Origin of the sequence: Bacteroides mediterraneensis (assembly GCF_025993685.1) — a bacterium.
Lineage (GTDB): Bacteria > Bacteroidota > Bacteroidia > Bacteroidales > Bacteroidaceae > Phocaeicola > Phocaeicola mediterraneensis_A.
Genome location: NZ_DAJPEN010000001.1, coordinates 25,199 through 46,941, shown reverse-complemented (window position 1 = coordinate 46,941; position 21,743 = coordinate 25,199). Strand labels below are relative to the sequence as shown.

Sequence of the window (21,743 nt, the reverse complement as noted above, 5' to 3'; positions counted from 1 at the left end):
GAAATTAGGTGTTTTTGTCACAAATAATTGGATAAAAAGCACTTCACCCTGAAACTTTTAGCTAAATACCTGCTTTTATCCGCAATAAAACACTATCTTTGTACGCTTTTTTAGATGAAATAATATTAAATCAATTTTTATGATCAATCCTATTGTTAAGACGATCGAGCTGAATGATGGAAGAACCATCACACTCGAAACGGGAAAGCTGGCAAAACAGGCAGATGGTGCTGTTATGCTACGCATGGGTAACACCATGTTGCTGGCTACTGTTTGTGCAGCAAAAGATGCAGTTCCCGGTACAGATTTTATGCCTCTCCAGGTAGAGTACAGAGAAAAATATTCCGCATTCGGACGTTTTCCGGGTGGCTTTACCAAACGTGAAGGAAAGGCTTCAGATTACGAAATCCTCACTTGCCGTCTGGTAGACCGCGCGTTGCGTCCTCTGTTCCCAGACAACTATCATGCTGAAGTTTACGTAAATATCATACTTTATTCTGCCGACGGCGTGGATATGCCGGACGCACTGGCCGGTCTGGCCGCTTCTGCCGCACTGGCTGTTTCTGACATTCCGTTCGGAGGTCCGATTTCAGAAGTACGTGTAGCCCGCATCGACGGACAGTTTGTCATCGACCCGACTTTCGAAGCCCTGAAACGTGCCGACATGGACATCATGGTAGCTGCCACTTATGAAAACATCATGATGGTAGAAGGTGAAATGAAAGAAGTTTCTGAACAGGACTTGCTGGAAGCCATGAAGTTCGCACACGAAGCCATCAAGGTTCACTGCAAGGCGCAGATGGAACTGATGGAAGAAGTCGGCAAGACCGTAAAACGTGAATACTGCCACGAAGAAAATGACGAAGACCTGCGTAAGGCCGTACATGATGCCTGCTACGCAAAAGCATACGCCATCGCAGAATCCGGCAACAAGAACAAGCACGAAAGAGAAGATGCCTTCACTGCTATCTGCGATGAGTTCAAGGCTCAGTTCACTGAAGAAGAACTGGAAGAAAAAGGTCCGATGATTGACCGTTACTATCACGATGTAGAAAAAGAAGCAATGCGTCGTTGCATCCTTGATGAAGGCAAACGTCTGGACGGCCGTGCCACTACCGACATCCGTCCTATCTGGTGTGAAACCAGTCCGCTGCCAGGTCCTCACGGCTCAGCTATCTTCACCCGTGGTGAAACTCAGTCTTTGAGTACAGTCACACTGGGTACCAAGATGGACGAAAAGATTGTGGACGATGTACTCGACCAACACAAGGAACGTTTCCTGTTGCACTACAACTTCCCGCCGTTCTCTACAGGAGAAGCAAAGGCACAGCGTGGCGTAGGCCGTCGTGAAATTGGTCACGGTCATCTGGCATGGCGCGCATTGAAAGGACAGATTCCTGCCGACTATCCTTACTGCGTACGTGTAGTTTCTGACATTCTGGAATCTAACGGTTCATCTTCTATGGCTACGGTTTGTGCCGGAACACTGGCTTTGATGGATGCAGGTGTACCTATCAATAAGCCAGTTTCAGGTATTGCGATGGGATTGATCAAGAACGCCGGAGAAGATAAATACGCTATCTTGTCAGATATCCTGGGCGATGAAGACCACCTGGGTGATATGGACTTCAAGGTAACAGGTACTCGCGACGGTATCACTGCTACACAGATGGATATCAAGTGCGACGGACTGACTTACGATATCCTGGAAAAAGCCTTGCTGCAGGCAAAACAAGGACGTGAATACATCCTCGGCAAACTGACTGAATGCATCGCTGAGCCGCGTCCTGAACTGAAACCACATGCACCGCGTATCGAAACGATGACCATTCCGAAAGAATTCATCGGTGCGGTAATCGGCCCGGGCGGAAAGATTATCCAGGGTATGCAGGAAGAAACCGGTGCTACTATCACGATTGAAGAAGTAGACGGTGTAGGCCGCATCGAAATCGCCGGTACCAACAAGAAGTGCATCGATGATGCATTACGCATGATCAAGGCTATCGTGGCAGTTCCGGAAGTAGGCGAAGTATATACAGGTAAGGTTCGTTCTATCATGCCTTACGGTGCTTTCGTTGAATTCCTCCCAGGAAAAGACGGTCTGCTGCACATCTCTGAAATCGACTGGAAACGCTTCGAAACCATCGAAGAAACCGGTTTGAAAGAAGGAGACGAAATCGAAGTGAAACTGTTGGACATCGATCCGAAGACAGGCAAGTTCAAACTGTCACACAAAGCATTGCTTCCGAAGCCGGAAGGTATGACAGAGAGCCACCCGAAACGGGAACGTCGTCCTCAACAGAATCACAAGGACCACAAAGACAAAGAATAATCCGCTTTAAGCGTCTATTTCATAAAAGGCTGCCATGAGGCAGCCTTTTTTATTCTCCTTACCTCCAATATAAAAGCGATTTTTAACACGCCTCCTCATCTATTCTGTTTTTATTTTCGTATTTTTGGGTAAACGAACTTTAAACAGTTATATTATGAACGCAAATCCTGTATTCAGTTTACACATCCCGACCAGAATTCTGTTCGGATGTGGCGAGTTAAGAAAGTTAGCGACAGAAAAACTACCAGGTAAAAAAGCCCTGATTGTCATCTCCTGTGGTACTTCCATGAAGAAATACGGCTACCTAAACAAGGTTATCGAACTGTTACAAGAAAACAATACGGAATCGGTCGTGTTCGACAAGATTCTGCCCAACCCGATAAAGGCACACGTGATGGAAGCCGCTTCCATCTGCCGCGCAGAAAAATGTGACTTCGTCGTCGGCTTAGGAGGAGGCAGCAGCATCGACTCTGCCAAGGCCATTGCCATCATGGCCTGCAACGAAGGCGATTACTGGGATTACATTCCGGCAGGTACCGGAAAAGGACGTCCCGTCACCAAAGCTCTGCCGGTGGTTGCCATCCCGACCACTGCCGGTACCGGTACGGAAGCCGACCCGTGGAGCGTCATCACCAACGAGGAAGTGAAGGAAAAAATCGGCTTCGGCAGTCCGCTGACCTTCCCGGCTCTTTCCATCATCGACCCGGAACTGATGGTTTCCATCCCACCCCATCTCACCGCTTATCAGGGATTTGATGCTTTCTTCCACGCGGCAGAAGGATTCCTGGCCAACTGTGCCACTCCAATCAGCGACCTGTATGCCCTCGAAGCCATCCGCTTGCTGTATAAATACCTGCCGGTAGCCGTAAAAGACGGACGCAACCTCAAGGCACGTGCCAAAGTAGCATGGGCCAGTACCTTGGCCGGCTTGGTAGAATCCACCTCCTGCTGTATTTCCGAACACTCCATGGAACATGCCATGAGCGCCTTCTATCCGGAACTGCCGCACGGAGCCGGACTGATTGCCATCAGTGAGGCCTACTTTGAGACGTTCCGCAACGACAGCATGAAACGTTACATGAAGATGGCCGAAATCATGACTCAGCAGAAGAGCAACCGACCCAGCGACTTCATCGATGCATTGGTCCGCATGCAAAAGGAATGTAACGTATATCAGCTGAAACTGAGCGACTGGGGCGTAAAACCGGAGGACTTCCCCAAAATGGTACAGAACGCCCGCGACACCATGGGCTCACTCTTCACCCTCGATCCGCATCCGATGACCGACGAAGAGGTGCTTCAGATTTACCAGAAATCTTACAGATAATCGCCCGTATATGCACAAAAAAGGAGGACATTCAAAATGCCCTCCTTTTTTATTTCTCCAGATTGATATCGATTAAATCTGTTCCATCGCCTGTTCCAGGTCGGCAATGATGTCGTTCACATTTTCAATACCGACAGACAGACGGATTAGGTCGGGAGCTACTCCCGCTTCAATCAGCTGTTCGTCTGTCAGCTGACGGTGTGTATGACTCGCCGGATGCAAGACGCAGGTACGGGCATCGGCCACGTGTGTCACGATGCAAGCCAGTTTCAGATGGTCCATGAACTTGATGGCGTCTTCACGTGTGCCATGGAGCCCAAAAGCAATCACACCACAAGAACCGTTCGGCATGTATTTCTGTGCCAGTTCATAATACTTGTTGCTCTTCAGGCCACAATAGTGTACCCATTTCACCTTCGGGTTAGCTTCCAGCCACTCTGCCACTTTCTGTGCATTCTCACAGTGACGCGGCATACGCAAATGCAAAGTCTCCAACCCCAGGTTCAACAGGAAGGCGTTTTCCGGTGACTGGATAGAACCCAAGTCACGCATCAGCTGGGCAGTAGCCTTGGTCATGTAAGCCATCTTTCCGAATGCCTTCGTATAAGTCAGTCCATGATAGGACTCATCCGGCTGCGTCAGTCCCGGGAACTTGTCGGCATGTGCTTCCCAGTCGAAGTTACCACTATCTACCACAGCGCCTCCCACACAAGTGGCATGTCCGTCCATGTATTTTGTCGTAGAATGAGTCACGATATCAGCTCCCCATTCAAACGGACGGCAGTTAATCGGAGTGGCAAACGTGTTGTCCACAATCAAAGGTACCCCGTGTTTGTGAGCGATACGGGCAAACTTCTCAATGTCCAGCACATTGATGCTCGGATTGGAAATGGTTTCACCGAACAAACACTTGGTGTTCGGACGGAAAGCCTTGTCAATCTCTTCCTCCGGTGCATCGGCATCGATGAAAGTACATTCAATGCCCAGTTTCTTCATGGTCACGGCAAACAGATTGAAAGTACCGCCGTAGATAGTAGACGAACAAACAAAATGGTCGCCCGCCTCACAGATATTGAATACGGCATAGAAATTGGCAGCCTGACCGGAAGAAGTCAGCATGGCGCCCACACCCCCTTCGAGGGCTGCAATCTTCGAAGCCACCGCATCGTTGGTCGGATTCTGCAAACGAGTATAAAAATAACCACTGTCTTCCAAATCGAAAAGGCGAGCCATCTGCTCACTGGTATCATACTTGAAGGTAGTGCTCTGGTAAATAGGCAATACACGGGGTTCTCCTTTCTTCGGAGTCCATCCTGCCTGCACACAAAGTGTCTCTTTGCTGAATTTCTGTTTCATCTTATGTTATATTTTTTATCCACAATTCATTATGACGGACAAAAGTAAGAAATATTCCACCATTGATAGCAGATTTATGAAAAAAAGATGTACATTTGAGAAAAACTTAAAAACATTACTATGAACGCAGAAATCAAATTCAAACACGAAGTCCCCGTACAAATCCGTTTCAGCGATGTTGACCAATACGGTCACATGAACAACTCGGTTTATTTCTCCTTGTACGACTTTGCAAAGACCTCCTATTTCCGTGATGTCTTTGGACAAGATGAATGCAAAAAATTCAATGTGGTAGTGGTCAATATCAATGCGGATTTTCTGGCTCCCGTCTTCTTTTCCGACGACCTTATCATCGAGACTACCGTCATCCATCTGGGGCATAAAAGTTTCACCATGCTACAACGGGCCTTCAACAAAGCCAGTGGCGTATTGAAATGCCAGTGCCGCACCGTGCTCGTAGGCTACGACATTCTGACCAAAGAACCTATGGAAATTCCTCTGGCCTACAAACAGGCCATCTGTGATTATGAAGGAAAAACGCTCGATGAGCTTTCCGAACCTGTGAAACCCTAACTATAAATTCCTGCAGACTCCTCAGATTTTTCCAGCTTCCTCCCTGAAAATCTGAGGAGAGACACCTGCATGCCGCTTGAAGAACTTACTGAACGAAGCTTGGTCGGCAAAGTTCAGCCGTGCCGTAATCTGCTGGATACTCAAATCGGTCGAGACCAACAGATTGCGTGCCTCACTGTAAATCAGTTCATAAACAAATGCGTTCACCGTCTTTCCAGTCTGTACCTTGACTATGGCTGTCAGGTATTGAGGCGTAATGTGCATGGCCTTTGCATAGAAAGCCACCTGATGCTCTTCCTTAAAATGATTCATCAGCAGGGTGATGAACTCTTGCAACTTCATGCGGTTCCGGGTGACTGTCATCCCACTACCCTCCGGCTGTATGTTCCGGTCCAGAATGTTATCCAGTTCCAAGTAAAACCGGATAAGGGCATTCTGCATCAGTTCCAGATGGTACAAATGGTCCTGCCTTAGAATCTGGTTTCTGATATTTTCAATACTCTCCTTCAACACCACCGTATCAGCCGCACTCATCTGGACAGACGGATTACGATGCATGTGCATCCCCTTGGCAATGCGCTGCTTTAGGTTGAACACCCCGATTCTATCCACAAAATCCTTGTGAAGACACAAAAACATACACCGGAAATCGTCCGATACCTCCGAAAAACAAGTCAGGTGCAAGGGTGAAAGCAGACACAGGCAGCCGGGAAAAATCTCATATTCCGTTTCATCAATCACCAGACGGGCCTTTCCCTGCAAAGCCAGCAAATACGAAAAAGCATTCACATACACCGGAAGTCCTTCGGCCAAATAAATAGCAGAAGTATCACTTGGAACAAATACCCCAATTTCTCCCTGATAAGCCACTCCTTGTTTCTCCCGGACTATTTCCTGTATGTTAATAATCTGATAACGCTCCATAAGCCTGTTTTTCTACCTTTCCAAAGATAAGAAAGAATCACCTTCCTACCCAAACTTTTTCCAAAAAGTTTCATCTCAGACAAATTCTGTCAAATTTGAAACATCATATTTTCCCCGCAAAAACGTGACCTTTGCACCGATAATTAAGACAACCACGTATTTATGATTCACAAACTTTTCATGACAGGGTTACTGGGCTGCATCGGCTTCTGGTCTGCGTCGGCCCAACCGCGCGTGCTGGGAGTAGAAGAACTCTTCCGCCTGGCCGACGCGCACAGCAAAAGCCTGAAAGTACACAACCTGGCCGTCGACGAGGCGGTACAAGCCATCAAAGTGGCCAAGAACGACCGCCTGCCTTCCATAGAAGCCGGACTCTCGTTCAGCTACATCGGTGACGGCTGGATGAGTGACCGGGATTTTTCCAACGGCATGAAGGCCGACATGCCGCACTTTGGCAACAATTTTGCGTTTAAGGCCACACAAGCCGTCTATACTGGCGGCGCGGTTTCTACAGGTATCGAGATGAGCGAACTGCAAAAGGAGATGGCCGAAACGGAACTCGACAACGACCGGCAGAATGTGCGCTTCATGCTGGTGGGACATTACCTCGACTTGTTCCAGCTACACAACCAGCGGAGGGTGTATGAGAAAAACATCGAACAGACCCGGCTGCTGATTGAAGAAATCCATTCGGCTTTCGAACAGGGGGCGGCACTTCAGAGTGATATCACCCGATACGAACTTCAGCTGAAAAACCTGGAACTGGGGCTGACCAACGTGAACAACCGGATTCGGATTCTCAACCGTCAGATGGTCACTACCATCGGGCTGGATATCCAAACGGAAATTCTGCCGGACACCACCTTGCTTTCTGCCGGTATCGACAAACGGAGCGAGCTGTACTGGCAGGACGCACGCTCCCAGGCTCCGATGATGCGACTGGCCGATTTGGGAGTCCGCATGAGTGAAAAACAGCAGGAAATGGCACGGGCCGACCGACGTCCGACCATCGGACTGATTGCGGCCAATAACTTCGACGGCCCGATTCTGATTGAAGTGCCGCCCATCAACAAGAACTTCAACTACTGGTATGTGGGGGTGAATGTCACCTATAAGTTTGACGCGCTGTTCAAGAACAACAAGAAGGTGAAACAGGCCAAACTGGCCACACTGAAGGCACAGGAGAACAAACGGTTGGCCGACGAACAGCTGTCGAACAGCATCAATGCGGCGTATATCAATCTGGAAGAGGCTTACACCCGGCTGGATACCAAAGAAAAGAACGTACAGCTGGCCCACGAAAACTACGAGGTGATTCACAGCCGCTACCTCAACGGACTGTCGCTGGTGACCGACATGCTGGATGCCAGCAACATCCAACTGAGCAGCGAACTGGAACTGGCCAACGCACAGACAGGTATCCTCTACCAGTATTTCATGCTGAAGAAGACTATCGGTACCTTGTAACTCTATTTCCTTTATCAAAGAACATTCACTTTCTAACGTTTATACATCATGGCTAATATAAAAAGAAACAAACAGATTTCGAATATCATTCTTACCGTCATCATCCTCGCAGGAATTGTGTGGGTGTGCAGTCATTTCGTCCACCTGGGCAACGTGGAATACACCGACAATGCACAGGTGAAACAACACATCACTCCCATCAACACCCGTGTGCCGGGATTCATCAAGAAAATCTATTTCGAAGAATACCAAAAAGTCCGCAAGGGAGACACCCTGCTGGTGATTGAGGACTCGGAATACCTGCTGCGTCTGGCACAGGCTGAAGCCAACTACCAGAATGCATTGGTAGGAAAGGATGCCATGCACACCACCATCAGTACCACACAAAGCAACATTCTGGTGACCGATGCAGGTATCCGCGAAGCAGCCGTCCGCCTGAAGAATGCCGAGGCCGACTACAAACGGTACACGGAGATGATAAAGAAACATGCCGTCACCGTCCAGCAGTACGACCGGGTGAAGACGGAATATGAAGCGGCCAAGGCGCGCTACGAGCAGATGACCCGCCAGAAGCAATCCACCTCCCTAGTGAAACATGAACAGACCCAACGCCTGGAGCAGAACGACGCGGCCATCAAAGTGGCGGCTGCCGAACTGAACCTGGCCAAGCTGAACTTGTCGTACACCGTCATCGTGGCCACTGCCGACGGAATGACCGGCCGCAAGAACATCCACGAAGGACAGCTGGTACAACCGGGACAGACCATGGTGACCCTGATTGACGAGACGGAAAAGTGGGTCATCGCCAACTACAAGGAAACGCAGACCTCCGTCATGCAGAACGGACAGAAAGTAGACATTCAGGTGGATGCCGTACCGGGCGTGAAATTCACAGGGGTGGTTTCTTCCATCTCGGATGCCACCGGCTCTTCCCTTTCCCTGATGCCGCAGGACAATTCCGCCGGCAACTTCGTCAAGGTGGAACAGCGCATCCCCGTACGCATTGAATTTACAGCCGACAACAAGCCGGAAGACCTGGCGCGCCTCCGTGCCGGAATGAATGTGGAATGTAAAGTGAGATACTGATATGGCCGGACCGAATATGCCTACCCGTGTCATGATGTTCCGCGACTTCGTGCCGGACAAGGTACGGGTGTTTCTTTGTCTCTTCTTTGCCGTGGCCTTCCAGTTCAGCGGCGGCATCTACCTGTCGTCCGTGTCGCAGATGGTCGGCTCACTGGCCCTGATGCAAGAGGATGTGATGATGGCCGGCTATGCCTCCTTTGTGGGCATGACGATTATCTTCCCCATCCTCTTCCGCCTGAAATTCCGGTTCACCACCCGCAGCATCCTGCTGTTCGTGTGTCCGGCCCTGATTGTGTGCAACCTGATTACGATGCATACCGAAAGCCTCCCGGTGCTGGTCATTGTCTGCTTCTTTGCGGGCATGTTGCGCATGTGGGGTACCTTCGAAGCCCTGTCGAACGTACAGCTGAGTCTGACACCGACCCGTAACTTCGCCGTGTTCTTCCCCGTGGTGTATATGATTGTACTGGGAAGCATCCAGCTTTCGGGCCTGCTCACCGTCTACCTGGGCTACTGGAGCAACTGGCATTCCATGCACTGGTTCATCATGGGACTGCTGTTCGTGCTGTGGGGACTCACGGCTGCCCTCACCCGCCACTTCCGGTTCATGAAGCCGCTGCCCCTGTTCGGCATCGACTGGCTGGGAGGAGCCTTGTGGTCCATCTTCCTGCTGTCTGTCATCTTCGTGTTCGAATATGGCAAGTTCTACGACTGGTTCGATTCCCTGCAAATCCTCCTCGGTACCCTGATTGCCATCCTCTCGCTGGCCCTCAGCATCCATCGGATGATTGTCCGCCGGCATCCGTACATCGCCCTGGAAGCCTTCAAGTACCGCAACCTCACGTCCTTGCTCTTCCTGTTCCTGATGCTCTGCTTCTTTCTGGCGGCCCCGACCGTCCTGCAAAACATCTTCACACACGGCATCCTGCAATACGACGTATTGAACGAAGTCTCGCTGAACTGGTGGAACCTGGGAGGCACGGTGCTGGGATGCATCTTTGCCTACCAGTGGCACGTCCGCCTGCACGGAGGATACAAGGTACCTGTCTTTTTAGGATTTGCCTTGATTGTGGGCTACCAGTGTTTCATGTACTTCCTCATCGACCCGAACATGAACATCGAATGGCTCTACGGTCCCACCCTGCTGCGCGGAGCCGGTTACATCATCCTGTACATCTCGCTCACGGTGTACGTCACCGGTATCGTCCCCTTCCAGCATTTCTTCCAGGTGCTGTCCATTCTGGGTTTCATCCGTACCGGATTCGGTTCCGTACTGGGAGGCGCCATCTATAGCCGGGTATGGCAACACATCTTACCGGAAAACTTCCAGACCCTCTCCATCGAACTGGACGAGGTGAACACGGCCCTCAATGCACAGACATTCTACAGCATCTACGGAGAAGCCATGAAACAGGCCACACTGGTCAGCCTGAAAGAGATGTATGGCTGGGTCTGCATCGTCGGTGTCTTGTTTCTGGCCCTCATTCTTTTCGAGAAGTTCTTAAATAAAAATGTAGTGGGACGTTTGCCCCGCATCCGACGCATCAAGCACCTCATGAAACGTGAAAATGCTTAATTATCAGTGACGGTGCGAAGGATAAAAAGAGACTACTTCCATTTTCATGTAAAGTAGTCTCTTTCCTTTCATCATCCTGAACTTCAATCTTTCGGCACCTATAAAATATACGTCAATTTCTTACTGAGCACGGCACGCTGTATGCCTTTCTTTTCTCCCGCAATTCCTTGGCCAGCCCATCGGCCTGCGCCTCATCCATCGATTTTTCGAGCAGCTGCTCCACTTTCTTCACCAATGCTTCCAGTTCCTTGGACTGGGAATGGGACAAACCGAAATAATCGTCTTCGCCATGGCAATAAAGCAGCCTCAACCGGGCCAGCATGACTTCTGCTTTCAATGCGATAACCCCTTTGTACATAGAAACCGGCGCACTGTCGTCCCGCGACAATTTCAGTTTCGGGTTCACCGCGTCGATATACGAAATCTTTTTCTCCTGCCGGAAACCGTTCCCGTCATAGTCCATCGAGCAGACATAATAGTGGCCATCGATACGGTCAATAAAGAAAATCCGGTCGCGGGTATATTGCATCCGCTCCACATTCTCTATGACCGAAGGCATTTGCAGCTGCCGGAGCACCCGAACGTCTTTCCCGCAGAAATCACTCTTTACAATTTGTTTATTGCCTCCGGCAGCTGATTGGTAATACCAATATCCGTCGGCATACATGGCTTCGGTCTTGATGACTTCTCCCTTCACATTATATCTCCGGGCCACACACTTCTCCGTGTTAAACTCGTGGCCGGAAGCGGCATAAACACGTGGCGGCTGGTTCAAATGCGGTTTGGGATGGTCAAACGCACCATAAAACAAGTCATCCGAACAAAGAAAATATTTGTTGATGCTTCCCATCCCGACCAGATTATAAGTGCTGGCATCATCAAAAGTCGCATCGGCATGATACCACTGTCCGCCGATATAAATCCGGTTCCACGCATGTCCGGAGCTTCCGGGAATAGCTCCTGTCACGTAGTCGGTCGGGATGCCCAGTCCGTTCATCAACAATGAATACGACAGGCTGTATCCCTGACAGACCGCCTTATGGGTCAGAAAAACGCCTAACGCCGAAAAGGAAGCGTATGCCAGGTTAGGGAAAGCCTCGTTACGTTCTCCATACACCACCTCGTTACAGACCTTCTGATAAAGGGTATAGGCAATCTCTGCCGAAGTCATCCGGCAATCCAACAACGCATAAAATCCTTCGACACCTTCTTCCATACGCGGATAGATTTCCGGCAAGGCAGCCGGCGAAACGGCATACTGCGGAAGAAAAGCCGCCAGATATCCAGGATTCTCCAAATCCACCCGATAGCCGATATTCCCACCTACTTTCAAATGGAACAACAGGGAATGGCTGCGCAGAAAAGCATTGTACACACTGTCTGCCTTCGCAACAGGAATACGGAAGTCCTTGACAAGCACTTCCTTTTCTCCTCTCAAGACACCGTTGGTCAGGGCGCGGAATATGTCTGTCTCTTCTGCCGCCGGCTCTTCTGTACCGTCAGATACGTTTTCGTCCTCTTCCCCACTTTCCTCAGTGGGAGTCTCGGTCGTCTCCGTTGAGTCAGCCGGAACCACAGATGTTTCTTGGACGGGCTTCTCCAGTTTCTCTCTCTTGCATCCGGATACGGACAAAAGGCACCCGCACAGTGCCATCGCAATGGGAATCAATCGCTTCATAAGAATAATTATAACAAGGTTTGGTGCAGATTCAATGCTGAATCGGCATATAAAGTGATTTTTTTGTCTTTACATAACAAACAGCACCGACCGAATGTTTAAACACGCACTGTTTTTCAATTCCTCCCCTCCGCTTGCAGTCCTCACAAAGCAAAAATGCCGTTTCAACGCACATTGAAACGGCATCCCTTATTTTTCCGAAAACATTATTCTTCCGGAGTTTCTTCCATCTTCCGTTTCACAAACTTGATTTTCAAGTTGGCTTCCTTCTGCTCTTTCTTGATTTCCTCCATTGCAGAAAGCACACGCGCCAGCTCGCTCAGCTCGGCCACAGCCTTCACATCGTCCGGACGCATCACCGTCTTGTAGTTACGGTCGCCGATAAACTCCAGACGGATGTTCTTCTTGTCGCGGTTGGCCACCAGAAAAGCAATGACGCCTCCGTCCTGTCCCAGCTTGTAGTCGGCCTTTTCCACCGGACGGCCCAGGTCGGTGGTCTCATAGCTGTCGACCGACTGCGGTGTCTCGGCAAACGTATCGTCCACGCTCACCTTCACTGCCGTGTGATGGATGCTTCCCCCGGCACAATAGATGGAAGTGAGCGACATCTCGCCCTGCTCGCTCACCTGTGCACGCAGGAACGACCGACCGATGTTCTTCTCGACCACCTGCGTGGGATAGAAATAATTGCCAACTTCCTGATAGGCGGTATCTTTTTCCAGCACGAACTTTCCTTTGATGGAGTCGAGAGCCGCCTGCTTCACCGTCATCATACTGTCCAGATAGCCCAAGGTCTTGGTCTGCTCGGCCAGGTCAATCTGCTGCATCAGCTTGATGCCGGCTTTCCGCACCTCAAAAGCCTTGGGATACAGGTTGCGGATACTGTCAATCTGCAACTTGGCCAAACTATACTCACCGGCAGCATACGCCGTTTCCGCACGCTGGAACAATTCGCCGGCACGCTTTTCGTCACTCTGGCATCCACACAGTGCCACCGCCATGGGAAAGATCAATAATCCTATCTTTTTCATACGTTTATACATGATTCTATAGCGGCAAAAATACAACTATTTTCCGGAACTTTTCCGTACATTTTTTCTTTTTTCACCGCATTTTCTATGTTTCCCGGTGCGGAAACGTAGGTTTTCCGGCTGCGGGATATAGGGTTCTGCCCGCGGAAACATAGGTTTCGCACACGGGAAACCTACAATTTGCAGAAAGGTTCTTCTAAAAACCCCCTGACGTTTTTCTTTCTGCTTCCGCACAGCACAAGGAAAGGCTATGCTGAATTTCACAGGATTTTTTGTACCTTTGCACGCAAATTGAAAAAGATACAACAATGGAATTAAAAGAACACTTCACCGACAGAATTTTCAAACTGATCTCGGAAACAGCCGATGAACTGGGACTGGAATGTTATGTGGTGGGAGGATACGTGAGAGACATCTTCCTGCACAGGCCTTCCAAGGACATCGACGTGGTCGTAGTGGGAAGCGGAATTGAAATCGCACAGGCTTTCGGGAAGAAGCTGGGGCGAGGTGCTCATATATCCGTATTCAAAAATTTTGGTACGGCACAAGTCAAGTTCAAGGACACGGAAGTGGAGTTCGTGGGGGCACGGAAAGAATCGTACAGCCACGACAGCCGCAAACCCGTGGTGGAAGACGGTACGCTGGAAGATGACCAGAACCGGAGGGACTTTACCATCAATGCCATGGCGGTCTGTCTGAACAAGGACCGCTACGGAGAGCTGGTGGACCCGTTCGGAGGACTGGATGACCTGAAGGAACGGACCATCCGTACGCCGCTCGACCCGGACATCACCTTCAGCGACGACCCGCTGCGCATGATGCGCTGCATCCGCTTTGCCACACAGCTGAATTTCTACATCGACGACGAGACCTTTGCGGCACTGGAACGCAACAAGGACCGTATCAAGATTATCTCCCGCGAACGTATTGCCGACGAACTGAACAAGATACTCTTGTCGCCGGTTCCGTCGAAAGGGTTTATCGACCTGGACCGCTGTGGACTGCTGGAACTGATTTTCCCGGAGCTGGTGGCTCTGCAAGGAGTGGAAGTACGCAACGGACGCGGACACAAGGATAATTTCTACCATACCCTGGAGGTGGTGGACAACATCTCCAAAGTGACCAACGACCTGTGGCTGCGCTGGGCAACCCTGCTCCACGACATCGGCAAACCGAGAACGAAACGCTGGGAACCCAAGGCGGGATGGACTTTCCACAACCATAACTTCATCGGGGAAAAGATGATTCCGGAAATCTTCCGCAAGATGAAGCTCCCGATGAACGAGAAGATGAAATACGTGCAGAAGCTTGTGGGACTGCACATGCGCCCCATCGTCATTGCCGACGAGGAAGTGACCGACTCGGCCGTACGCCGTCTGCTGTTTGAGGCCGGCGACGACATCGACGACCTGATGATGCTCTGCGAGGCCGACATCACCTCGAAGAACGAAGCCCGCAAGCAGCGCTTCCTGGACAATTTCAAGCTGGTGCGCCAGAAACTGAAGGATTTGGAAGAGAAAGACCGTATCCGGAACTTCCAGCCGCCGGTAGACGGGGCGGAAATCATGCACGTGTTCAACCTCCAGCCTTGCCGTGAAATCGGCAGCCTGAAAAGTTCCATCAAGGACGCCATCCTCGACGGGGTGATTCCCAACGAACACGATGCAGCCTTCGACTTTATGCTGAAAAAAGCGGAACAGATGGGCCTGACACCGGTCAACCTGCCCGAAAAAAAATAATCTGCCGTCTCTCACGACGCACGTACGCATGTTGCTGCCGAGTATCGTGAGAGACTTTACCTTCTCCTATCCTCCTCTCTTCTTAAACTAAGGAATAATACAGAAGTTTCCAACATTAAAATACCAGTATAAATTACAGTTCGCCAAAATATAGCTCCACAGCATACTGTAAGCCGAATTTACACTGAAAAAGTTCTCCAAATTTAGAAACTTGTCTAAATTTCCATTTTTTATTTTCCTCCCAAACGTCTATCTTTGCCTCACTTTTCCGAAGGTAACTTAACCGTTTCAAAAGGGAATGCCGTGCAAATCGGCAACAGTACCTGCTGCTGTGATTCTTGTGGAAACCGTGACACGCTCTGCAAGCCACTGTGAGCCTGCTCATGGGAAGGCGTCTACGGCGAGAGATCAGTCAGAAGACCTGCCCGGAAAAGCCTAAATTTATGTCTCACTCTTTAATTTACAGAAAAATGAATCTGACAGAAATCCGTATCATCAAGCGCGACGGAAAGCAGGAGAACTTTTCGGCCGCCAAAATCACCAATGCCATCAGCAAAGCGTTCAAGGCCACCGGCATCGACTTCCAGGAGGAGGAAATAGAAGGTATCACCCGGCAGGTGGTGTCGCATTTCACCCAACAGACCATCGGGGTGGAAGACATTCAGGACCTCGTGGAAAACGAGCTGATGAAAGTACAGCCGGAGGTGGCCAAGAAATACATCATCTACCGCCAGTGGCGCAACACCGAACGGGAGCGTAAAACGCATATCAAACACATCATGGACGGCATCGTGGCCATCGACAAGAACGATGTGAACCTGAGCAACGCCAACATGTCGAGTCATACGCCAGCCGGACAGATGATGACGTTCGCTTCTGAAATCACCAAGGATTACACCTACAAATATTTGTTGCCCAAGCAGTATGCCGAGGCACACCAGTTGGGCGACATCCACATTCACGACTTGGATTATTATCCCACTAAAACGACGACCTGTATCCAGTACGACCTGGACGACCTGTTCGAACGGGGTTTCCATACCAAAAACGGCAGTATCCGTACGCCGCAGTCCATCCAAAGCTATGCCACACTGGCCACCATCATCTTCCAGACCAACCAGAACGAGCAGCATGGGGGACAGGCTATTCCGGCCTTCGACTTCTTCATGGCCAAAGGAGTACTGAAAAGTTTCCAGAAAATTCTGGCTACACATCTCGGCCTGTTGTTCGACCTCAAAGGGATAGAAACGGAGGAAAAAGAAATCCTTCAGGGCATACGCACACATTTCCAGCGCATCGAAGCCGAAGAAGAGACCCTTCACGCTTTCCTCGGCTTCCTGGACGACAAAGGACTTGCGCTGACGCGGGGGGAACTGGACTACGTGCTGCGCAAAACGCTGGTACAGACCCGCAAAGACACACACCAGGCTATGGAAGGCTTCATCCACAACCTGAACACCATGCATTCCCGCGGAGGAAACCAGGTGGTTTTCAGCTCCATCAATTACGGTACCGACACCTCGGCCGAGGGAAGAATGGTCATCCAGGAATTGCTGAAAGCCACCATCGAAGGCTTGGGCAACCACGGAGAGGTGCCCGTGTTCCCCATCCAGATTTTCAAGATTAAGGATGGAGTGACCTATTCCGATGCCGATTACCAGCTGGCCATGCAGGACTTTGAAGCGGCCCTTGAAGGAAAGGTGGCTTTCGAATGTCCGAACTTCGACCTCTTCCTGCAGGCTTGCCGCACCACGGCCAAGGCTTTGTTCCCGAACTTCATGTTTCTGGACACTCCTTTCAACACACACGAGAAATGGCGGGCCGACGACCCGAAACGCTACCGCTACGAGCTGGCGACCATGGGATGCCGTACCCGCGTGTTCGAGAACCTGCACGGAGAAAAGACCTCACTGGGGAGAGGCAATCTCTCTTTCACGACCATGAACCTGCCGCGACTGGCCATCGAAGCACACCGCAAAGCGGAAGCCCTCACGGACGAATCTCCGGAAAACCGACTGGAAAAGGCCAAGGAATTCTTCCTTCAGTCGGTGCACTCCATGGCAGAATTTATTGCAGAGCAATTATACACCCGCTACCAATACCAGCGCACCGCCCTCGCCCGGCAGTTCCCGTTCATGATGGGAAACAACGTATGGAAAGGCGGCGGACAGCTTCACCCGAATGAAGAAGTGGGTGACGTGCTGAACCAAGGTACCCTGGGTATCGGCTTCATCGGAGGGCACAACGCCATGGTGGCACTCTACGGGCAGGGACACGGACATAATCCGAAAGCCTGGGAAACGCTCTATGCAGCCGTGGAAGAAATGAACAAGGTGGCGGAGGCTTATAAACAGAAATACGGCTTGAACTATTCCGTACTGGCTACACCGGCTGAAGGACTGTCTGGCCGTTTCACCCGGATGGACAAACGGAAATACGGCATCATCGAAGGAGTGAACGACCGCGACTACTATGTCAATTCGTTCCACGTGGACGTAAAAGAGCCAATTACGATTGTGGAGAAAATCAAGCGGGAAGCTCCTTTCCATGCCTTGACCAGAGGCGGGCACATCACCTACGTGGAACTGGATGGAGAGGCACAGAAGAACGTGAAGGCCATCGCCAAAATTGTCAAGGTGATGCACGACGAACAGATTGGCTACGGCTCCATCAACCATCCGGTAGACACCTGCCACGACTGCGGTTACAAGGGAGTCATCTACAGCCGCTGCCCGGTGTGCAACGGAGAGAATATCCTGCGCATGCGCCGCATCACCGGCTACCTGACAGGCGACCTAAACAGCTGGAACTCGGCCAAGCGAGCCGAAGAACGTGACCGTGTAAAGCATGCATAACCCTTTTTACGAGTGATGTTACATTATTTATACACGTATCCAGAAACCATTGTCGACGGAGAGGGCATCCGGTACTCCATCTACCTGGCCGGATGCAGCCACCGTTGCAAGGGCTGCCACAACCCGGAATCCTGGAACCCTCGGGCCGGTAAACCGCTCACACCGGAAGTACTGGAGCAAATGATTCAGGAAATCAGTGCCAATCCGTTACTCGACGGAGTGACCTTCTCAGGAGGAGACCCCTTCTATAACCCGAAAGAGTTTCTCCCGGTACTGAAAGCCATCAGCCAGCGCACGGGAATGCACATCTGGTGCTATACGGGCTACACCTACGAACAGCTCCTTCAGGACCCGGAACGCAAAGAACTCCTCCCCTACATCCATGTGCTGGTGGACGGTCCTTTCATCGAGTCGCTCTATTCCCCCTTTCTGGATTTCTGCGGAAGCAGCAACCAACGGATTCTTAAACTGAAATAAGAATTTACCGCGTTTTTGACACATGCCGTATTTTTAGTTCACAAATTCGCAACTAAAAATACGGCATTCATTTTGTCATTTTCCACCTATTTTCCTTCCGTTTCCGCACACGAAATCAACCGTTTTCGTACACGGAGCTTCGTTTTCGCACACAAAGCCCTCAATAAGCCATTTCTTGATTTATATCATGAAAACAACTATTTATTAAAAAAAGAATGTACTACCTCTTGCAGTCAATGAAAAAAGAATTACCTTTGCAATGTGGTTGTGAAACCAATAGGTAAAAAGAGAATTAGAAAGGTATTAGAATAGAGAGACTAAAAGGTAAAAAGCAATTTATTTAAGGTATTAGCTAGACTATTAAGGTATTAGATTATTTACTAAGTACAAGGTATTAGATTTTAAAGGTAAAAGTTTTCAGGAATAAGGTTTGAGAAGGTATTGGAATATCTTCTGGTAAAAAGAAAAAGTAAAAAGGATAACAAAGACACAAAAATTAAGAAGATGAAAAGAACCCTTAAATGGGGGTTCTTTAGGAAGGCAGCGGAGGTTCTGATGAGCTCTCGCTTTTTTTGTGCCCATACGTCAGCTATTGGAAGAACAAACACTCACTTCCATCCCTCATAGCAACAACGCTTCACCCTACCCCCCGATTTTCATGACTCAACGTAAAAACCTGAGGGATTCGTTGATTAAGCATAAATTTTAGCAAGCCTGAATAAAAAGAAGACTTTATTCTTTACTCCATTCACATAAAATATAGAAGTATCCGCAAAAAACAGCGGAACGACTGTCAAAGCCATTCCGCTGTATAAATCCAATTGACTGATTCGTTATCGTTGCGGAATATCTACCGAATCCTCCTGCTTTCCTTTCAGGTATTTCGAGAAGAAATCCACCATGCGCCAGTAGAAATATTCATCCATGTCACCGAAACCGTGACGCTGGCCCGGCAGAATCAGCATGTCAAAACGTTTGTTGGCCCGAATCAGGGCATTGACCACACGAATGGTGTTTCCCGGATGTACATTGTTGTCAATGTCTCCATGTACCAGCATCAGATGGCCCTTCAACTGTTTCACGATTTCCGGATTGGTGGCAATCTTATAGGCAAACGTCGTATCTCCCTTCTCTGAGACTTCTTCCTTCACACCGTGATGGGTCTCGCTCCACCAGCGGTTGTAGATACGGTTGTCATGATTACCCGCACACGATACGGCAGCCTTGTAGAAGTCCGGATACTGACAGATGGCCGCAGTCGACATGAATCCGCCTCCGGAATGTCCGTGGATACCTACCCGCGTGATATCGATGAAAGGATAACGCGCTGCCAGCTGCTCCACAGCCGCCTTATGGTCGGCCAACGGATAATCACGCATATTGCCGTAACCGTAGTTGTGATACCACTTGGAACGGCTGGGGTGACCGCCACGCTGTCCGACGGTAATCACGATAAATCCGGCCTGTGCCAGGCGGTCGGTACGCACACTCATCCGTCGGAACGGATAATCCACAGCTTCTACCTGCGGACCCGGATAGACATAGTCAATAATCGGATAAACCTTGGTAGAATCGAAATCAAACGGCTTGTACATTATGCCGTACAAATCGGTCACTCCGTCGGCTGCCTTTACCTTAAACGGTTCCGGGAACTGGTAACCGGCTGCTTTCAAAGAAGAAAAGTCGCTTTCCTGTATGGTCATCACCTTGTTGCCATTACGGTCCAGCAGATCCGCACAAGGGATGGTATTGGCCCGTGAATAATTGTCTACGAAGAAACGGGCCTCATCGTCCATCTCCACATCGTGGAAGAACTCACCGTGTGTCAGCTGCTTCAATCCGCTGCCGTTCACATTGACCTTGTAGAAATGCTCGTAATACGGATTCTCGCCTTTCTCGCGTCCGTTGGCTACAAAATATACGGTACGGGTAGCCTCGTCCACCTTCACCACACGTTCCACGTGCCAAGGACCTTCCGTAATGCGGTTCTTCAGGTTTCCTTTGTCATCGTATAAATAAAGGTGTGCCCAACCGTCACGTTCACTCCACTGGATAAACTCTTTTCCTCCGTTCAACACATGGATAGGGCGGGTTTCCTGATAAGTATTCATCCGTTCCTTTACCACCGGCACAATAGAATCTTCTCCCAAAGTATAGGTACATACATCAATGCGGTGCAAGTCACGACTGCTGCGGGTCAGGAAGAAACGATGGTTGTCGCCCTGCCAGATACGCGGTATCAGTTCCTTGTCACGCTGTTTCTGTTCCAGCGGCTTTCCTTCCAAGTCAATCGACTGATTTTTCCAGGCTGCCGTACGGATTTCTTTCCGCGTACCCGCCTGCACATCGAACAAATACAGATGATATTCCGGCATACCGGTTTCTCCCGGCATCTCATACTTATAGGTCTCCAGGGTAGGACGCGGCTCCGCAATGGAATTGATGACCCACAACGGTTTCACATTCCTCTGGTCTGCAATGATAGTGGCAAAATACTTGGAGTCGGGCGACCAGTATCCCCACGCACCCCGGCGTTTGCCATTACACAACGTATCCGTGTTCAGCGTACTGTAAGGAATGCCATACCCGAAATCCGGCGTTCCGTCACTCGTCAGGCGCACCTCCACGATGGTACTGTCTTTCTCGTTCTTCCGGGCCTTCCGGTAATCGGCAATGCTCATATAATACAAATCGCAATCTTTGGCATAAATCACCCGCTGTCCGTCCGGCGATACGGAAGCCCAGTCCACTTCCTCCGGTTCTTTCTCCTTGTCCTTCAGGTATGTCAGCTTCTGAGTGGGATAGTCGTACGAGAAATAGAAAGTTGAGTCGGCTTTTGACACCACCTTGAACGTAAAGGTACGTCCGTCTTCTCCCGCCTTCAAATCGGCAATAGGCAACTGATGTGCCTCGAAGGGGTCCTGCACAATCTCCGTCAACTGCGAAGCCAGACGGTCCCGGTCGAACAACAAGTCCTTGCGTTTGGCAGTGGGATTGACCACATACCAGAACTTTCCTTCGCTGGTCTTATACTCAAACCAGAAATTCGTTCCCTGCTGGAACCAGTGCGGGTCGACCATGGTGGAAAACAACATCTTGTCGAGTTTACTCTTGGTAAACTTTTCCGCCTGGAGATAACCGGGCAGACGCCCTTCCGCTTCCCCGCCCGAAATTGCCGTCAGGCAAAAGCCGCCACACAAGATAGCGGCCAATAGGATTTTCTTCCTCATTCCTTTATTCTATTAGATGGATTACACAAAAAAGACACAAAGAACAGAGAAACCTTTCTCCGTGCCCTTGTGTCTTTATTTCATTTGAAACT

Annotated in this window: 14 protein-coding genes and 1 riboswitch; of the genes, 9 read left to right on the top strand and 5 right to left on the bottom strand. The window is 50.0% G+C overall.

Going from position 1 to position 21,743, the window contains the following annotated elements:
* The first annotated feature begins 139 nt into the window (after positions 1 to 139).
* Together pnp and OIM59_RS00190 are read left to right on the top strand one after the other, a co-directional pair.
* Positions 140 to 2,332 carry a polyribonucleotide nucleotidyltransferase gene (gene pnp, locus OIM59_RS00195; RefSeq protein ID WP_299170412.1) on the top strand — a complete coding sequence of 731 codons (2,193 nt, stop codon included), beginning with the start codon at positions 140 to 142 and terminating at the stop codon, positions 2,330 to 2,332.
* A gap of 154 nt (positions 2,333 to 2,486) precedes the next feature.
* Positions 2,487 to 3,659 carry an iron-containing alcohol dehydrogenase gene (locus tag OIM59_RS00190; RefSeq protein WP_299170414.1) on the top strand — a complete coding sequence of 391 codons (1,173 nt, stop codon included), beginning with the start codon at positions 2,487 to 2,489 and terminating at the stop codon, positions 3,657 to 3,659.
* A gap of 72 nt (positions 3,660 to 3,731) precedes the next feature.
* Here the strand turns inward: OIM59_RS00190 and OIM59_RS00185 are convergent, their stop codons facing one another.
* Positions 3,732 to 5,015, bottom strand: a complete 1,284-nt coding sequence (locus OIM59_RS00185) for an O-acetylhomoserine aminocarboxypropyltransferase/cysteine synthase family protein (RefSeq protein ID WP_022355133.1) — start codon at positions 5,013 to 5,015, stop codon at positions 3,732 to 3,734.
* Between the two features lie 120 nt (positions 5,016 to 5,135).
* Between OIM59_RS00185 and OIM59_RS00180 the strand changes: the two genes are divergently transcribed.
* On the top strand, positions 5,136 to 5,588 hold the full coding sequence (locus OIM59_RS00180) for a thioesterase family protein (RefSeq protein WP_299170418.1): 453 nt from the start codon (positions 5,136 to 5,138) through the stop codon (positions 5,586 to 5,588).
* Positions 5,589 to 5,609: 21 nt separating this feature from the next.
* On the opposite strand, the gene OIM59_RS00175 is transcribed toward OIM59_RS00180, so the two are convergent.
* On the bottom strand, positions 5,610 to 6,512 hold the full coding sequence (locus tag OIM59_RS00175; RefSeq protein ID WP_299170420.1) for an AraC family transcriptional regulator: 903 nt from the start codon (positions 6,510 to 6,512) through the stop codon (positions 5,610 to 5,612).
* A 162-nt stretch (positions 6,513 to 6,674) separates the two neighbouring features.
* Here OIM59_RS00175 and OIM59_RS00170 point away from each other — a divergent pair, with 162 nt between their 5' ends.
* From OIM59_RS00170 to OIM59_RS00160, 3 genes are read left to right on the top strand one after another with little or no spacing between them, the layout of a single operon-like run.
* Positions 6,675 to 7,979, top strand: coding sequence for a TolC family protein (locus OIM59_RS00170; protein ID WP_303894173.1), 1,305 nt, complete (start codon positions 6,675 to 6,677; stop codon positions 7,977 to 7,979).
* A gap of 48 nt (positions 7,980 to 8,027) precedes the next feature.
* Positions 8,028 to 9,065, top strand: a complete 1,038-nt coding sequence (locus tag OIM59_RS00165; protein WP_072541606.1) for an HlyD family secretion protein — start codon at positions 8,028 to 8,030, stop codon at positions 9,063 to 9,065.
* A gap of 1 nt (position 9,066) precedes the next feature.
* Positions 9,067 to 10,641, top strand: a complete 1,575-nt coding sequence (locus OIM59_RS00160; protein ID WP_299170425.1) for a hypothetical protein — start codon at positions 9,067 to 9,069, stop codon at positions 10,639 to 10,641.
* Between the two features lie 112 nt (positions 10,642 to 10,753).
* On the opposite strand, the gene OIM59_RS00155 is transcribed toward OIM59_RS00160, so the two are convergent.
* Both OIM59_RS00155 and OIM59_RS00150 read right to left on the bottom strand, forming a co-directional pair.
* On the bottom strand, positions 10,754 to 12,319 hold the full coding sequence (locus OIM59_RS00155) for a transglutaminase domain-containing protein (RefSeq protein ID WP_299170427.1): 1,566 nt from the start codon (positions 12,317 to 12,319) through the stop codon (positions 10,754 to 10,756).
* Positions 12,320 to 12,525: 206 nt separating this feature from the next.
* Positions 12,526 to 13,350, bottom strand: coding sequence for a hypothetical protein (locus tag OIM59_RS00150; protein ID WP_299170429.1), 825 nt, complete (start codon positions 13,348 to 13,350; stop codon positions 12,526 to 12,528).
* 308 nt (positions 13,351 to 13,658) lie between these two features.
* Here OIM59_RS00150 and OIM59_RS00145 point away from each other — a divergent pair, with 308 nt between their 5' ends.
* From OIM59_RS00145 to nrdG, 3 genes are all read left to right on the top strand, one after another.
* Positions 13,659 to 15,089, top strand: coding sequence for a CCA tRNA nucleotidyltransferase (locus OIM59_RS00145; protein ID WP_299170431.1), 1,431 nt, complete (start codon positions 13,659 to 13,661; stop codon positions 15,087 to 15,089).
* Between the two features lie 255 nt (positions 15,090 to 15,344).
* Positions 15,345 to 15,533: riboswitch (cobalamin riboswitch) on the top strand.
* Between the two features lie 26 nt (positions 15,534 to 15,559).
* Complete coding sequence (locus OIM59_RS00140; protein WP_299170433.1) at positions 15,560 to 17,944, top strand: anaerobic ribonucleoside triphosphate reductase; 2,385 nt, start codon at positions 15,560 to 15,562, stop codon at positions 17,942 to 17,944.
* Positions 17,945 to 17,959: 15 nt separating this feature from the next.
* The gene (nrdG, locus tag OIM59_RS00135) at positions 17,960 to 18,421 is read left to right on the top strand and encodes an anaerobic ribonucleoside-triphosphate reductase activating protein (protein ID WP_299170435.1); all 462 of its coding nucleotides are present in this window, start codon (positions 17,960 to 17,962) and stop codon (positions 18,419 to 18,421) included.
* A gap of 833 nt (positions 18,422 to 19,254) precedes the next feature.
* Here the strand turns inward: nrdG and OIM59_RS00130 are convergent.
* Entirely contained in the window at positions 19,255 to 21,651 is a 2,397-nt protein-coding gene (locus tag OIM59_RS00130; protein ID WP_299170437.1) for a DPP IV N-terminal domain-containing protein, read from the bottom strand.
* Positions 21,652 to 21,743: the final 92 nt, after the last annotated feature.

What these genes read in the sequence shown, in the direction of transcription:
- pnp (WP_299170412.1), top strand. Translation starts at nt 140, where the DNA reads ATGATCAATCCTATTGTTAAGACGATCGAGCTGAATGATGGAAGAACC.
- OIM59_RS00190 (WP_299170414.1), top strand. Translation starts at nt 2,487, where the DNA reads ATGAACGCAAATCCTGTATTCAGTTTACACATCCCGACCAGAATTCTG.
- OIM59_RS00185 (WP_022355133.1), bottom strand. Translation starts at nt 5,015, where the DNA reads ATGAAACAGAAATTCAGCAAAGAGACACTTTGTGTGCAGGCAGGATGG.
- OIM59_RS00180 (WP_299170418.1), top strand. Translation starts at nt 5,136, where the DNA reads ATGAACGCAGAAATCAAATTCAAACACGAAGTCCCCGTACAAATCCGT.
- OIM59_RS00175 (WP_299170420.1), bottom strand. Translation starts at nt 6,512, where the DNA reads ATGGAGCGTTATCAGATTATTAACATACAGGAAATAGTCCGGGAGAAA.
- OIM59_RS00170 (WP_303894173.1), top strand. Translation starts at nt 6,675, where the DNA reads ATGATTCACAAACTTTTCATGACAGGGTTACTGGGCTGCATCGGCTTC.
- OIM59_RS00165 (WP_072541606.1), top strand. Translation starts at nt 8,028, where the DNA reads ATGGCTAATATAAAAAGAAACAAACAGATTTCGAATATCATTCTTACC.
- OIM59_RS00160 (WP_299170425.1), top strand. Translation starts at nt 9,067, where the DNA reads ATGGCCGGACCGAATATGCCTACCCGTGTCATGATGTTCCGCGACTTC.
- OIM59_RS00155 (WP_299170427.1), bottom strand. Translation starts at nt 12,319, where the DNA reads ATGAAGCGATTGATTCCCATTGCGATGGCACTGTGCGGGTGCCTTTTG.
- OIM59_RS00150 (WP_299170429.1), bottom strand. Translation starts at nt 13,350, where the DNA reads ATGAAAAAGATAGGATTATTGATCTTTCCCATGGCGGTGGCACTGTGT.
- OIM59_RS00145 (WP_299170431.1), top strand. Translation starts at nt 13,659, where the DNA reads ATGGAATTAAAAGAACACTTCACCGACAGAATTTTCAAACTGATCTCG.
- OIM59_RS00140 (WP_299170433.1), top strand. Translation starts at nt 15,560, where the DNA reads ATGAATCTGACAGAAATCCGTATCATCAAGCGCGACGGAAAGCAGGAG.
- nrdG (WP_299170435.1), top strand. Translation starts at nt 17,960, where the DNA reads ATGTTACATTATTTATACACGTATCCAGAAACCATTGTCGACGGAGAG.
- OIM59_RS00130 (WP_299170437.1), bottom strand. Translation starts at nt 21,651, where the DNA reads ATGAGGAAGAAAATCCTATTGGCCGCTATCTTGTGTGGCGGCTTTTGC.